Annotated in this window: 14 protein-coding genes; 5 read left to right on the top strand and 9 right to left on the bottom strand. The window is 61.5% G+C overall.

The genetic code is table 11. The features are described 5' to 3' along the window. The first annotated feature begins 75 nt into the window (after positions 1-75). Complete coding sequence (gene pgi / locus ACIQWP_RS09960; RefSeq protein WP_402785656.1) at positions 76-1,701, top strand: glucose-6-phosphate isomerase; 1,626 nt, start codon at positions 76-78, stop codon at positions 1,699-1,701. A gap of 282 nt (positions 1,702-1,983) precedes the next feature. Here the strand turns inward: pgi and ACIQWP_RS09955 are convergent, their stop codons facing one another. The 3 genes from ACIQWP_RS09955 to ACIQWP_RS09945 all read right to left on the bottom strand — a co-directional run bounded on the left by ACIQWP_RS09955 (position 1,984) and on the right by ACIQWP_RS09945 (position 4,462). Further along, complete coding sequence (locus ACIQWP_RS09955) at positions 1,984-2,910, bottom strand: carbohydrate kinase (RefSeq protein WP_402785653.1); 927 nt, start codon at positions 2,908-2,910, stop codon at positions 1,984-1,986. Positions 2,911-2,987: 77 nt separating this feature from the next. Further along, positions 2,988-3,686 carry an orotate phosphoribosyltransferase gene (locus ACIQWP_RS09950; RefSeq protein WP_402785650.1) on the bottom strand — a complete coding sequence of 233 codons (699 nt, stop codon included), beginning with the start codon at positions 3,684-3,686 and terminating at the stop codon, positions 2,988-2,990. Between the two features lie 122 nt (positions 3,687-3,808). Further along, positions 3,809-4,462 (bottom strand): TetR/AcrR family transcriptional regulator, encoded by a 654-nt coding sequence (locus ACIQWP_RS09945; protein WP_402785647.1) that lies wholly within the window; start codon positions 4,460-4,462, stop codon positions 3,809-3,811. Between the two features lie 99 nt (positions 4,463-4,561). On the opposite strand from ACIQWP_RS09945, the gene ACIQWP_RS09940 reads away from it, so the two are divergent. Continuing rightward, a complete protein-coding gene (locus ACIQWP_RS09940) occupies positions 4,562-5,392 on the top strand; it encodes an NmrA family NAD(P)-binding protein (protein WP_402785644.1) in 831 nt (276 codons plus the stop codon). Beyond that, positions 5,389-5,868 carry a DUF1772 domain-containing protein gene (locus tag ACIQWP_RS09935; protein ID WP_402785641.1) on the top strand — a complete coding sequence of 160 codons (480 nt, stop codon included), beginning with the start codon at positions 5,389-5,391 and terminating at the stop codon, positions 5,866-5,868. Before ACIQWP_RS09940 ends, ACIQWP_RS09935 begins: the two co-directional genes overlap by 4 nt. Positions 5,869-5,909: 41 nt before the next feature. On the opposite strand, the gene ACIQWP_RS09930 is transcribed toward ACIQWP_RS09935, so the two are convergent. The 6 genes from ACIQWP_RS09930 to ACIQWP_RS09905 form a co-directional block, all read right to left on the bottom strand. Continuing rightward, positions 5,910-7,061 carry a GGDEF domain-containing protein gene (locus tag ACIQWP_RS09930; protein ID WP_402786113.1) on the bottom strand — a complete coding sequence of 384 codons (1,152 nt, stop codon included), beginning with the start codon at positions 7,059-7,061 and terminating at the stop codon, positions 5,910-5,912. Positions 7,062-7,258: 197 nt separating this feature from the next. Continuing rightward, positions 7,259-8,299, bottom strand: coding sequence for a dihydroorotase (pyrC, locus tag ACIQWP_RS09925; protein ID WP_402785638.1), 1,041 nt, complete (start codon positions 8,297-8,299; stop codon positions 7,259-7,261). Positions 8,300-8,442: 143 nt separating this feature from the next. Next, a complete protein-coding gene (locus tag ACIQWP_RS09920) occupies positions 8,443-9,075 on the bottom strand; it encodes a nucleoside triphosphate hydrolase (protein WP_402785635.1) in 633 nt (210 codons plus the stop codon). After that, on the bottom strand, positions 9,072-9,860 hold the full coding sequence (locus tag ACIQWP_RS09915) for an ATP-binding cassette domain-containing protein (protein ID WP_402786110.1): 789 nt from the start codon (positions 9,858-9,860) through the stop codon (positions 9,072-9,074). Before ACIQWP_RS09915 ends, ACIQWP_RS09920 begins: the two co-directional genes overlap by 4 nt. Then, on the bottom strand, positions 9,857-10,921 hold the full coding sequence (locus tag ACIQWP_RS09910) for an ABC transporter permease (RefSeq protein WP_402785632.1): 1,065 nt from the start codon (positions 10,919-10,921) through the stop codon (positions 9,857-9,859). The genes ACIQWP_RS09915 and ACIQWP_RS09910 overlap by 4 nt, the downstream gene beginning before the upstream one ends. A 171-nt stretch (positions 10,922-11,092) precedes the next feature. Beyond that, positions 11,093-12,118, bottom strand: a complete 1,026-nt coding sequence (locus ACIQWP_RS09905) for a sugar ABC transporter substrate-binding protein (protein ID WP_402785629.1) — start codon at positions 12,116-12,118, stop codon at positions 11,093-11,095. 246 nt (positions 12,119-12,364) lie between these two features. Between ACIQWP_RS09905 and ACIQWP_RS09900 the strand changes: the two genes are divergently transcribed. After that, entirely contained in the window at positions 12,365-13,612 is a 1,248-nt protein-coding gene (locus tag ACIQWP_RS09900; protein WP_402785626.1) for an ROK family transcriptional regulator, read from the top strand. Continuing rightward, the gene (locus tag ACIQWP_RS09895; RefSeq protein ID WP_402785623.1) at positions 13,596-14,030 is read left to right on the top strand and encodes an RbsD/FucU family protein; all 435 of its coding nucleotides are present in this window, start codon (positions 13,596-13,598) and stop codon (positions 14,028-14,030) included. Before ACIQWP_RS09900 ends, ACIQWP_RS09895 begins: the two co-directional genes overlap by 17 nt. Positions 14,031-14,045 lie beyond the last annotated feature (15 nt).

Raw genomic sequence — 14,045 nt, 5'->3', positions numbered from 1 at the left:
AATAGTTTCCGCGACCAACTCAGAGTGCCCTGCCCTCTTCGGACGGCAAGCGGCGCGAACCGCAAGGAGTCCTCCATGAACGCCCTCGTCGATCAATTGAAGAGCACCGCATCGGCAACGAAGGCCACCGATATTCGTGCCGCCTTCGCCGCCGATCCCAAGCGCTTTTCCCGCTTCAGCGCCTCGTTCGACGACCTGCTGATGGATTATTCCAAGACGGCGGTGAACGACGATATCCTCGCCCTTCTCGAGAAGCTCGCAACCGAGGGCGGCGTCGCGGCCAAGCGCGAGGAAATGTTCTCCGGCGTCGCCATCAACTTCACCGAAAACCGCGCCGTGCTGCACACCGCGTTGCGCAACCGCTCGAACAAGCCGGTGCTCGTCGACGGCAAGGATGTGATGCCCGATGTCAATGCCGTGCTGGCCGCCATGGGCAAGTTTGCCGACGGCATCCGCTCCGGCGCGCTGAAGGGCGCGACGGGCAAGGCAATCACCGACGTCATCAATATCGGCATCGGCGGCTCCGATCTCGGCCCGGTCATGGCGACGCTGGCGCTGGCGCCCTTCCACGACGGCCCGCGCTCGCACTTCATCTCCAATATCGACGGCGCCCATATCGCCGACATCCTGAAGCTCGTTCAGCCGGAAACGACGCTCTTCATCGTCGCTTCCAAGACCTTTACGACGATCGAAACGATGACCAATGCCCAGACGGCGCGCAAGTTCATCGCCGACGCGCTCGGCGAGGCCGCCGTTCAGCACCACTTCGCCGCCGTATCGACGGCGCTCGACAAGGTCGCCGCCTTCGGCATCGACAGCGAGCGCGTCTTCGGCTTCTGGGATTGGGTCGGCGGCCGCTACTCGATCTGGTCGGCCATTGGCCTGCCGCTGATGATCGCCGTCGGTCCGGAGAACTTCGGTAAGTTCCTCGATGGCGCACATGCGATGGACAACCATTTCCGCCAGGCTCCCTTCAAGGAAAACCTGCCGATGCTGCTTGGCCTCATCGGCTTTTATCATCGCAACGTGCTCGGCTATGCCACGCGCGCGATCCTGCCCTATGACCAGCGCCTGTCACGCTTCCCGGCCTATCTGCAGCAGCTCGACATGGAATCGAACGGCAAGGGCGTCACCATCGACGGCACGCCGGTCGAAGGCAATTCCGGCCCGGTCGTCTGGGGCGAGCCCGGCACCAATGGCCAGCACGCCTTCTACCAGCTCATCCACCAGGGCACGAGCGTCATCCCGGCCGAGTTCATGATCGCCGCCAACGGTTTCGAGCCTGAGCTACGCCATCAGCACGACCTGTTGATGGCCAATTGCCTGGCGCAGTCGGAAGCGCTGATGAAGGGCCGCACCTTCGCGGAGGCCAAGGCGCAGCTCACCTCCAAGGGCATGGACGACAAGAAGGCCGATTTCATCGCGCCGCACCGCGTCTTCACCGGCAACCGCCCGTCGATCACCTTCGTCTACGACAAGCTGACGCCGTTCGCACTCGGCCGCCTGATCGCTCTTTACGAACACCGCGTCTTCGTCGAAGGCGTGCTCTTCCGCATCAACTCCTTCGACCAATGGGGCGTCGAGCTTGGCAAGGAGCTGGCAACCGGCCTGCTTCCGGTCATCGAAGGCAAGGAAAGTGCTGCCGGCCACGATTCCTCGACGCAGGGGCTGGTGGCTGCCCTGGCAAGCCGGGCTAAGTAAGGGGTTTGTAGATGGGCTGGATTTGGGTCTGCCCTATCCCATCTCTCTGAATGCGGGGTGAGATACCCCCCTCTGTCACTTCGTGACATCTCCCCCACAAGGGGGGAGATTGGTGGCTTGGCACGTTCTCGCACCAAACAAATCTCGAAGCTTTTGATAGAGTTTCATCACGTCACAGGATGTGCGGCACATTCCCTACGATCTCCCCCCTTGTGGGGGAGATGTCAGCGAAGCTGACAGAGGGGGGTGCTACCTCTCCGCATTCTCAAGGCCGATAAACGACTAAAGCCCGATCTCACTTGCCCAGGGCGGATTGGCGCCGGCGCGCGACACCGTTACCGCCGCAGCCTTGGCGCCCAAAGCCAGCGCATGCTGCAACGCCTTTTCATCGAGCGAAGCCACCTGCGCCTTGGTCAACAGGCCGTTCATCTTCAGCGACGCCAGAACGCCGGCATCGAAGGTATCGCCAGCACCGACGGTATCGACGACGGTGACCCGCTCGCTCGGCACGGAGACTTTCAGCGACCTGGTATAGCCGGTCGCGCCTTCCGCACCCTTGGTGACGACGACGAGCTTTGCGCCCTGCCCCAGCCAATGGGCAGCGAGTTCGTCATGGTTTCCGGCGATGCCGAACCATTCCAGATCCTCGTCCGAGAATTTGAGAATGTCGGACATGGCCGCCATCCGGCCGATGCGGCCCATATGGGCAGCCTTGTCCTTGATGAAGCCCGGACGGATGTTCGGGTCGAGCGAGATGACACGGGCCTGGTGCTCGCGCTTCATCAGCGCTTCGTAGGTCGCGCCGCACGGGTCGGGGATCAGGCTGATCGCACCGAAATGCAAGGCTTCGCAATCATCGCCGAGCGTCGGCAGATCGGCCTCGGTGATCATGCGGCCAGCCGAGCCTTCATCGTAGAAGGCGTAGGTCGCCTGGCCATTGACCAGCTTGACGAATGCGATCGTGCTCGGACGTGGAGCTATGGCGCAATAGCTATAGTCCACCTTGGACGCAGACAGCGTCTCGCGCAGGATCTCGCCCATCATGTCGTCTGCGATGCCGGTGAAGAAGCCCGTGGGAACGCCGAGACGGCCAAGTGCGATCGCGGTATTGAAGATCGCGCCGCCGGCATAGGGGGCAAAACCCTTTTCGCCCCGCGTCGTATCCCGCGGCAGCATGTCGATCAAAGCTTCGCCACAGCACAATATCATTCCGGCCTCCCAAAGAGCGCGTCTGTCGTGTCCAGTTACATAAATCGATTAGATAGATTCAGTGCAAAAGCAAAGCGTCAGTTTGTGGGCAGCTCCGAAATACCGCCGTTCCAGCCGGACCAGGCAAGCGGCGCGTTGAGAAAGGCCTCGACTTCCTCCAGCGTCTTGTCGTCGAACAGCTTCTGTTCCTTGGCGACGGCAAGCACTTCGCGCCAGGTCGTGATGTATTGCAGGCTGACTTTCCGGTTGGCGAAGCGTTCGACCGCCTCGGGGAAGATGCCATAGTAGAACAGCGCCATGCCATGATCGACGATGCCGCCGGCCGCACGGATGGCGTCGATGAAGGTGAACATGCTGCCGCCGGCCGTCGTCAGGTCCTCGATGACGAGCACGCGGGCGCCGTCCTTCATATCGCCTTCGATCTGGGCGTTGCGGCCATGGCCCTTCGGCTGCTTGCGGACGTAGATCATCGGCAGGTTCAGGCGCTCGGCCAGGAAGGCGGCAAAGGGAATGCCCGCCGTCTCGCCACCGGCAACGCAATCGAACTGCTCGAAGCCGACATTGCGGACGATGAGGCTTGCGGCGAAATCCATGACCGTCGAGCGGATGCGCGGATAGGAAATCAGCTTGCGGCAATCGATATAGACCGGGCTCGCCATGCCGGAGGCGAATTTGTAGGGCTTGTCGGCATTGAAGTGGACCGCCTTGATCTCCCAAAGCATCCTGGCCATCAGCTCAGCCATGACGGCGCGATCGGTGAATATCATCTGGGTCATACGGGGCCTCCTTCGCAGCGCTAATGTTCCAGCGGCAATAGCAGCAAGCGGCCCGAGTTTCCAGACGTCTGGAAGGTTTTGCAGGTATCGCCGCAGCGGCTGCCGGCGGGGACAGCCCCGAGCTACCTACCGAGCAAGCCCAGATCGGCCGGCAGCATGGTCTTGAACAGCGCGATGACCTTGTCGCCCTCCTCCCGCTCGATCGAAATCGCGTAGCGGACGGCAGCTGCGACCAGCTGCATGGTCAGCCGCGCTATCCTTGCCAACTCCGAATGGTCACGCTCCGGCCACAGGCGCTTGAGAACGGTGAGAAAAGCCTGCGAGTGCCATTCCGTGTCCTCGGCATCGACCTGCTGCAGCAGCTTGTCGGCATGGGTGGCGTGCCAGATGTCGCGCATGACGGGCTCCCCCAGAAACATGGCGTAGTAGCCGTCGATGATGCGGCCGAGGGCTGACTGAAGCTGATCGCGGCTTTTGACCGCCATCAGCTCGTCCTCGACGCATTGCCGGCCCTGCTCGTTGAAGCGCTCGGCCAGTACGCGGATGATCGCGGTCTTGTCGGGGAAATATTGATAGAGCGAGCCGAAAGAGACGCCCGCCTTTTCGACGATCTCGCCCATGCGCAGCGCATCGCTGCCATTCTCAGCAATCAGCTCGGATGCCACGGAAAGGATCAGGTCCACCCGTTCGCGGCCGCGCTGCTGGCTGGGTATGCGCCGCGGTGTGCCTGCTTCGTCCTTGCTGCGCCTGCGTCTCGCGATCGGTTCCTGCGTCATGTCATTCCCTGTCTGCAACTATTGACAAGCAATATAAGAGAGTTTATCACATTTCGCAAATGAGAGAGTTTATCACATTTTACGCAGGAGGAGCTTGAAATGCAGATCTCGACAATTGCCATTATCGGTGGACTGGGAAAAACCGGCGGCCGGATCGCCGAACGGCTGAAGGAGCGTGGCATCACGGTTCGCCCTGCCTCGCGCTCGACGACACCCCGCTTCGACTGGCAGGACCGCACTACGTGGCATCAGGCGCTGGAAGGCGCTTCCGCCGCCTATGTCACGTTCCAGCCCGACCTCTCTGTCGCTTGGGCGGCCGAGGCCATTGCAGCCCTGGCAAGGGCTGCTCGCGAGGCCGGAGTGGGCCATATCGTGCTACTTTCCGGACGTGGAGAAGACGGAGCTATCCATAGCGAGGAAGGGCTCAAGGCTGCCGGTGTCGACTATACCGTGCTGCGCGCTAGCTGGTTCAACCAGAATTTCAGCGAGGGGGCCTTCATGGATGGACTTCTGCAGGGGAAGCTGGCCTTGCCGGCCGGCGATGTGCCGGAGCCTTTCGTCGACGCCGAAGACATTGCCGACGCGGCCGTTGCCTGCCTTATCGATCCGCGTCACCGCAACCGGACCTACGAACTGACGGGGCCACGCGCTCTGACTTTTCGCCAAGCCGTATCCGAAATCGCAGCGGCGTCAGGCAGAGCCATCGACTACGAAACGGTTCCGGTCGATGCCTTCATCGCCGAGATGACCGCCTACGGCCTGCCGCAAGAGACGATCGATCTCCTGCATGAGCTTTTTACGCAGGTTCTCGACGGCCGCAACTCGCCCGTCATGGACGGCGTCAGCCAAATCCTCGGCAGGCAGGCCAGAGACTTTTCCGACTATGCCCGTGAAACCGCCGCAACCGGCATCTGGAGTATCCAGCCATGACCTTTCCGATCACGACTATCGCCCTCATCATCGCCGCGATCAGCAGTGGCCTTCTCGCCGGCGTCTATTTCGCCTTCTCGACCTTCATCATGCAGGCCTTCGCCCGCCTTCCCGTCGATCAGGGGATTGCCGCGATGCAATCGATCAACACGACGATCGTGCGTTCGCCCTTCATCGTATTGTTCCTGCTGACGGCCGTACTTTCGATCTTCATCGCCGTGACGGCTATTCTCTACTGGCGGGGCGGCACCAGCATGATGATGCTGGCGGGGGCCGCCCTCTACATCGTCGCCAGCCTGCTTTCGACCATGGTGTTCAACGTGCCCTTGAACGACACTCTCGATAAGATGGACGGCCATTCCGCGGAATCAGCGCAGCTATGGTCGACCTACCTCGTCGACTGGACGCGATGGAACCATGTCCGCACGGTAGCGTCCTTGCTGGCCGCTTGCGCCTTCGTGAAGGCGCTGTTCTGAGATGCCGGAAGAATAGCCTGCAGCTTGCCGAAAATGGCCGTCTACACGGCCCGCAGATAGGCCGCGACCTCCACACGGTTGCGGCCGTTTCTCTTCGCCTCGTAGAGCGCCTTGTCGGCGGCGCGAAGGACGTCGTCGAAGCCGAGCCCCTTGACCGTGCCGGTGGCGACGCCCGCGCTGACGGTGCAGGCAACAGATTTGTCTTCGATGCTGATTGCCCGCGCCGCGAAGGCATCACGCACCCGCTCGGCGACCTGCTCCGCACGACCCGGCAAGGTATTGTCGAGAACGAGCGCAAACTCCTCGCCGCCAAGACGGGCCACCGTGTCGGAAGAGCGCAAGCCGAAGGAAAGCTCCTCGCCGAAAAGCTTGAGCATGAGATCGCCGGCGGCATGGCCGTGCTGATCGTTGATCGCCTTGAAGCGATCGATGTCGAAGACGATGACGGCCATCGACGGTCCGAAGGAGCGGTGGCCGTAGAGATCAAACAATGCGCGGCGATTGAGCAGCCCGGTCAGCGCGTCGGTGATCGCCTCCTGGCGGTGCAGCGCGGCCTGGCGCCACTGATGCAGGGCAAGCGACAGCGCCCCGATCCCGGTCATTCCCGCAATGCAGATGGCAAGGCTCAAATCCTCCGCCCAATTGTCCGGCGCGCGACCGAGCACCAGCTTGCCGTCGGCGATCAACACGCCTGCGCAGAGCGCGAAGGAAATAGCCGTCAGCGTGTAAAGCGCGGTAATGCCGTAAAGCGGCGTCGGCGCCTCGCGCCGGCTCAGCCAGTATTCGCGCGCGGTCAGAAGCAGGAGCGCGCAGATGACGAGGTTATCACCCATGAAGGCCAAGCCATCATAGCCTGCCAACATTGGCCCGACCGATGCGACAATGCCGACCAGGCAACCGAGAGCGAAGCGGATCTTGGAAAGGCGGCGCGTGCGGAATTGATGGCCAGCCACCCAAATGATCGGAAAGCCGATGAAGAACAGCACATAGGTGAGAATGGCAATAATCGGGCGCGGCGTGTCGACATAGGAGCCGTAGATGAAGATGCCGCCGACGAGAGGCACAAGACCGGCCGAGCATGTCAAGAGAAAGGTATCGGGCCGACGCGAGAACCAGCTCCCGACCAGGGTGACCGCAAGGCATGATGCGGAAACGCCGAGGGCGAGAAGAAGCGAGTTGTAATCGACCAGCATCATGCTCTTTCAACGGTTTGATTTCTACCGCAGGGGATTGCTGCCACGCTAGGCTTCGAGAGGTATCAAATTAGTTACGGCGAATAATAAAGAAAATGTATTTCAACAAAATATACGTTCCAAATTGCGGCAACCACAAATGGAGTGCGGCAATACGACCTTATATATTGTTTTTTACTTATATAGATTTAACTGAATTAAATCTCGACATCCCAGTGCAGGGGGAACATAGGATCAAAAACGGTGACCGGACCGGCGCCCGTTTCGATCTTCGCCGGGAAGGTCACAGCTTCAGGCCGGCGTACCAGAGTGATGCTATCTGCGTTGACAGGCAGCCCATACCAGGCCGGGCCGTTCAGCGAGGCGAAAGCTTCCAGCCTGTCCAGCGCGCCATCCTGCTCGAAGACGTGGGCGAGGCAGCTCATCGTGTTGATCGAGGTATAAATGCCGGCGCAGCCGCAGGCGCATTCCTTCAGAGGGTCGACATGCGGAGCGGAATCCGTGCCGAGGAAGAACCTGGCATCGCCGCTCGTGGCAGCCGCGCGCAGCGCCAGGCGGTGGCTCTCGCGCTTGGCGACCGGCAGGCAATAATAATGCGGGCGAATGCCGCCCACCAGAATCGCGTTGCGATTGATGATGAGATGGTGCGTGGTGATGGTGCCGGCGAGGTTTGCCTTCGCCGATTTGATGTAGTTCACCCCGTCCGACGTGGTCACATGTTCCATCGTGACCTTGAGTTCCGGCAGGCGCTTGCGTAGCGGATCGAGCACAGTCTCGATGAAGACTGCCTCGCGATCGAAAATATCCACCTCGGGTGTCGTGACCTCGCCATGGACGCAAAGCGGCAGGCCGATCTTCGCCATGCGCTCCAGCACCGGCATCGCCTTGTCGAGATCGCGCACGCCACCATGCGAATTGGTCGTCGCACCCGCCGGATAAAGCTTGAGAGCGGTGACCAGGCCGCTTTTCCTGCCCTCTTCGACATCGTCGGGGTTTGTGTGCTCGGTCAGATAGAGCGTCATCAGCGGCTGGAAGCGGTCGCCGGCGGGCAGCGCTTTCAGGATGCGCTCGCGATAGGCGGTCGCATCCGCCGTGGTTACGACGGGCGGCACAAGATTGGGCATGATGATGGCGCGAGCGAAGTGCCTCGAGGTATCGGCGATCACGCCTTCGAGCATGGCTCCGTCACGCAAATGCAGATGCCAGTCGTCAGGACGGCGGATGGTGAGCTTTTGCATGGCGCGACCTCTGGAAAATTGGGCGCGATCTTCACCCGAAAGCCGTTTCGGCCTCTTCGGGATCGCGCTTTTCGACATCGCGCTTCGATAGCATCATCCGCCATCGCAAAACAATCCGCGACGGTAGTTAAATGATGGCAAGGTCAATCCTGCACGATGTCGATGGTGACGTCGGCCTTGCGGCGGTTCTCGAGAATCAGCCGGCCATTCGGCAGATCATTGCCATAGACCTTGGCATGAGCGGCCTCCTCATCCAGATCGTAGCCCCTCCAGCGTGCCCACAGCCGCTCCTCGAGCACTTCCATCGGCGGTGCGAGCATGATCGAATAGTCGAACATGCCTTCCAGCTCCGCCCATTTGCCCTGGCTGAACAGCAGGTAGTTGCCCTCGACCACGATGAAGCGATGATCGGGTGAGACGACGCGGGCGGATGCGATGGCCAGCTCGCGCGAGCGGTCGAACACCGGAACCAGAACCTCCTGATCGGCGGCCCGCACAGCCCTGACGATATCGAGAAAGGCGCGCACGTCGAAACTTTCCGGCACGCCTTTCCGCTTCAGAAGCCCCTTCTCGATCAGCACGGCATTGTCCATGTGGAAGCCGTCCATCGGCAGGACCTCCGCGCTTTCGCCCTTGGCCTTCAACGCCGTGACGACATTATCGGCCAGCGTCGATTTGCCGGCGCCGGGCGGGCCGGCGATCGCGACCATGATGCGTTTTGCGTTGCCGGCGCGCGCAACGATCTCGCCGGCAACGTCCTCCAGCGCAACACTCATGCGGCGACAGTCTCCACCGGCGGAGCCTTGGCGCCAGTCATGAAGGCGACGGCATCGGACATCGTATATTCCTTGGGATCGATGACGGTCAGACGGCGTCCGAGGCGATGGATATGGATGCGGTCCGCCACCTCGAAGACGTGAGGCATATTGTGCGAAATCAACACGATCGGCAAGCCACGCGCCCGCACGTCGAGGATGAGTTCCAGCACCTTGCGGCTTTCCTTGACGCCGAGCGCCGCCGTCGGTTCGTCCATGATGACGACCTTGGAGCCGAAGGCGGCGGCACGGGCCACGGCGACACCCTGACGCTGACCGCCGGAGAGCGTTTCCACAGCCTGATTGATGTTCTGGATCGTCATCAGGCCGAGCTCGGTGAGCTTGTCGCGGGCACGCTTTTCCATCGCCGGCCGATCGAGCATGCGGAACATCGAGCCGAGAATGCCGGGCTTGCGGATTTCGCGGCCGAGGAACATGTTGTCGGCGATTGACAATGCCGGCGACAAAGCGAGGTTTTGATAAACCGTCTCGATGCCGGCTTCGCGCGCTTCCATCGGCGAGCGGAACTGGACGGTTTTGCCCTCCAGCTTGATCTCGCCCTCATCGGGAATGACTGCGCCGGAAATCGCCTTGATCAGCGAGGATTTGCCGGCGCCGTTATCGCCGATCACGGCAAGAATTTCGCCGGGATAGAGATCAAAGTCGGCATGATCGAGCGCAGTGACACGTCCATAACGCTTGACGAGGCCGCGGGCGGTGAGAATGGGTTCGCCGGTCGGGGTCATGCCGATACCTTTCTGATCCACTGATCGATCGCGACGGCGCCGATGATGAGAACGCCGGTCAGAAGCACCTTCCACTGCGGATCGGCTCCGAGCATGTTGAGGCCCATGGAGACCACGCCGACGATCATGGCGCCGAACAGCGTGCCGAGGATCGAGCCTCTGCCGCCGAAGAGCGAGATGCCGCCGATCACGGTTGCGGTGATTGCCTGAAGATTGAAATCGGTCACGGCCGAAGAGGGCGAGACGGAGCCGTTGCGGCCGATGGAGACCCAAGCGGCAAAGCCTGCGATCAATCCCGAAATGCCGTAGACGGCCAGCAGCACCTTCTTGGTCTGGATACCGGCCAGTTTCGCCGCCTCCGGATCGTCGCCGACGGCATAGACATGCCGGCCCCAGGCCGTGTGATTGAGCACGTACCAGAGACCGACGACCAAGAGCACCATGGCGATGACGCCGAGGGTGAGCACCGCTCCGCCGACGCGGAAGCTGAACGCGAAAAGATGCAGCAGCGGCGCCTGTTCGTCGACGTCGGTGTCACGGATGGTCTCGTTGGCGGAATAGATGAAATTCGTCGCCATGACGATATTCCAGGTGCCGAGCGTCACGATGAATGGCGGCAGTTTCATATTGGCGACGAGGAAACCGTTGAGCAATCCGCAAAGGCCGCCAGCGATCAAGCCGGCGACAACGGCGAGCGGCGTCGGCAGGCCGTAGGTAACGGCGAAGTTGCCCATGACGACCGAGGCGATCACCATGATGACGCCGATCGACAGATCGATGCCGGCGGTCAGGATGACCAGCGTCTGCGCCGAAGCAAGAATGCCGACGATGGCGATCTGCTGCAGAATAAGTGTCAGCGTGTAGGCGGAAAAGAACCGCCCGCCGATAGTGATACCGAAGATGACGATCGCGAGCACGAGCACGATCAGCGGCACGGCTGCCGGCGTCGAATGCAGGAAATGCTGCACGCGCTTGAGAAGAGAGTCATTCTGATGCTCGAACGAAGCGACATTCTTGTCGCTGCCGTCGAGGACCTGTTCGAATTCCTGTGCTCCGGACATTTTTTTCCTCCGCCACCGCGCCGGACGCGCGGAAACCGCCGGCTGTGGAGCCGATCAGGATATCCGCCCCGACCGACATGACTATTGGATTGTCTGTTCCCCATGTGGAGAGCCGCGCCAGCAGGCGCGTGACGCGGCTCCCGAAGGGATCATATCACATTCGTGAAGGGCTTAGCCCCAGCACTTGTTGAGGCCTTCCTTGGTGTCGATGGACTTGACGCCGGAAACCGGCTTGTCCGTCACCAGGGAAACGCCAGTGTCGAAGAAGGACTTGCCTTCGGTCGGCTTCGGCTTTTCACCGCTATCGGCGAACTTCTTGATGGCCTCGACGCCGAGGGCCGCCATCATCAGCGGATACTGCTGAGCCGTTGCGCCGATGACGCCTTCCTTGACCGACTTGACGCCCGGGCAACCGCCGTCGATCGAAACGATCAACACCTGCTTTTCAAGGCCGACGGCTTTCAGAGCCTGATAGGCACCGACGGCAGCCGGCTCGTTGATCGTGTGGATGACGTTGATGCCGGAGTCCTTCTGGAGAAGGTTTTCCATGGCCTTGCGGCCACCTTCTTCGTTGCCGTTGGTGACGTCATGGCCGACGATGCGCGGGTCGGTTTCGTCGCCGATCTTGTTCGGGTCCTTCGGGTCGATGCCAAAGCCCATCATGAAGCCCTGGTCGCGCAGCACGTCGACGGAGGGCTGCGACGGCGTCAGATCCAGGAAGCCGACCTTAGCGTCCTTGACCTTGTCACCCAGGGTTTCCTTGGCCCATTGTCCGACGAGCTTGCCGGCGAGCAGGTTGTCCGTGGCGAAGGTGGCGTCGGCGGAATCAGCCGGCTCGAGCGGCGTGTCGAGTGCGATGACGAGCAGGCCGGCATCACGCGCCTTCTTGACCGAGGGAACAATGCCCTTGGTGTCGGAAGCGGCGATCAGAATGCCCTTCGCGCCATCGGCAATGCAGCTCTCGATCGCGGCAACCTGGCTTTCGCTATCGCCATCGATCTTGCCGGCATAGGACTTCAGCGTCACGCCGAGTTCCTTGGCCTTGGCGGTAGCACCCTCCTTCATCTTGACGAAGAAGGGGTTGGTATCGGTCTTGGTGATAAGGCAAGCGGAAACGCCTGCGGCCTTGGCCGGCGCGGCGAAGGCGACGCCGATCGCCAGCGCGGCGATTGCGGCGGAAACAACAGATTTCTTCATTCAATCCTCCCGATGTTTGAAAAGCCGGACCTCCCGGCAGCCCGGGCCCGAACCCGGCTTAAGGATGCGCTATGCCTGTCGGATTATTCCCGATGGACCTCCTCCAAGGTCATATACACGTCCCTTACGGCCCATATCTGAGCCTAAAGATTTCCGGCTGTCAATAAATAAATCGGATTGAATTATTAATTGGTTGTGGCATTCTCGGAAAAAATAAGGCATGGCCATGATGGAAGGAGCAGGCCCATGTCTCTCGTGCACAACCCTGAGGACACATCTCCCGCGCCGGCGATTCTCGACCATACCGGGGGTGCGAACCAGCTTGGCGTACGCGCCCATAACGAACGGCTCGTGCTGTCGCTCGTGCGCCGTCATGGCGCGCTTTCGAAAGCCGATATCGCCCGGCGCAGCGGCCTTTCTGCGCAGACCGTTTCCGTCATCATGCGGGAATTGGAGAAGGACGGTCTCTTGTCCCGCGATGCACCCGTGCGCGGACGCGTCGGACAACCATCCATTCCCATGCGGCTCAACCCGGATGCCGTACTCTCCTTCGGCGTCAAGATCGGCCGGCGCAGCGCCGACCTCGTCCTGATGGATTTCGTCGGCGGCATCAGGATGCAGCTCCATCAGATCTACCCCTACCCGCTGCCGCAGGACATCATCGCCTTCGTCACGGCCGGCATCCGGGAGCTCGAAGGGCGTCTCAGCAGCGAAGAGCGGCGCAAGATTGCCGGGATCGGCGTCGCCGCGCCGTTCGAACTGTGGAACTGGGCCGAGCAAGTCGGCGCGCCGCCGGGAGCCATGGACGTATGGCGCGGCTTCAACCTGCAGACCGAGATCGCATCGCGCGTCACCTATCCCGTCTTCCTGCAGAATGACGCCACCAGTGCCTGCGGCGCCGAACTCGTCTTCGGTGTCGGTCCGCGCTACCCGGATTTCGTCTATTTCTTCATCGGCTCCTTCATCGGCGGCGGCATCGTTCTCAACTCCTCGATCTTCGTCGGTCGGACCGGGACGGCCGGCGCGCTCGGCCCTCTGCCCGTGCGCGGCCGCAACGGCGAGAACCGCCAGCTTCTGGAGATCGCCTCGATCTTCGTGCTCGAAAATCTCTTGAGGGATCACGGCTTCGACCCGCGCCCCTTATGGTACTCCGCCGACAACTGGGTCGATTTCGGCGAGCCGCTGGAAATCTGGATTCAGGATACGGCCAAGGCGCTTGCGCAGGCGATCGTCGCGGCCGCCTCCGTCCTCGATTTCAGTGCCGCCGTCATCGATGGCGGTTTCCCCGATTGGGTGCGGGAACGCGTGGCGCGGGCGACCACCAGGGCGGTCGCGGAGCTGGACCTGCAGGGCGTCGTCATGCCCGAGATCGTCGAGGGCGCGGTGGGACCGCAGGCGCGCGCCATCGGCGGCGCCAGCCTGCCGATCTTCGCGCGCTACCTGATCGACCAGAACGTCCTCTTCAAGGAGATAGAGCATGCTGAAGGGCATTGACCCGCTATTGAGCCCGGAACTTCTGGCGACCTTGCGCGCCATGGGCCATGGCGACGAAATCGCCCTCGTCGACGGCAATTACCCCGGCCTCGAGCACGGGCGCCGCCTCATCCGCCTTGATGGCCACGGCGTCATCCGCGTGCTCGAGGCCGTGCTCAGCGTGCTGCCGATCGACGATTTCGTGCCGCAGGCGATCTTCCGCGCAACGGTGCGGCAGGATCGCGACGCCGTCGATCCTGTTCATGCCGAGATGATCGAGTGCTGCGCCCGGCATGTGCCGGAGATCAAGGTCGTGCCGTTGCTGCCGGCGGAATTCTACGAACGGGTGAAACAAGCACATGCGCTGATACAGACCAGCGAACCACGGCTCTACGGGAATATTATTTTGCGCAAAGGTGTGATTTATCCGAAGGGATAGGAAAGTGCCCCTCAT

Origin of the sequence: Rhizobium sp. NPDC090279, from assembly GCF_044769665.1 — a bacterium.
Classification (GTDB): domain Bacteria; phylum Pseudomonadota; class Alphaproteobacteria; order Rhizobiales; family Rhizobiaceae; genus Rhizobium.
Note: the sequence above shows the minus strand (reverse complement) of the source record. Positions and strands in the feature narration are given on the sequence as shown.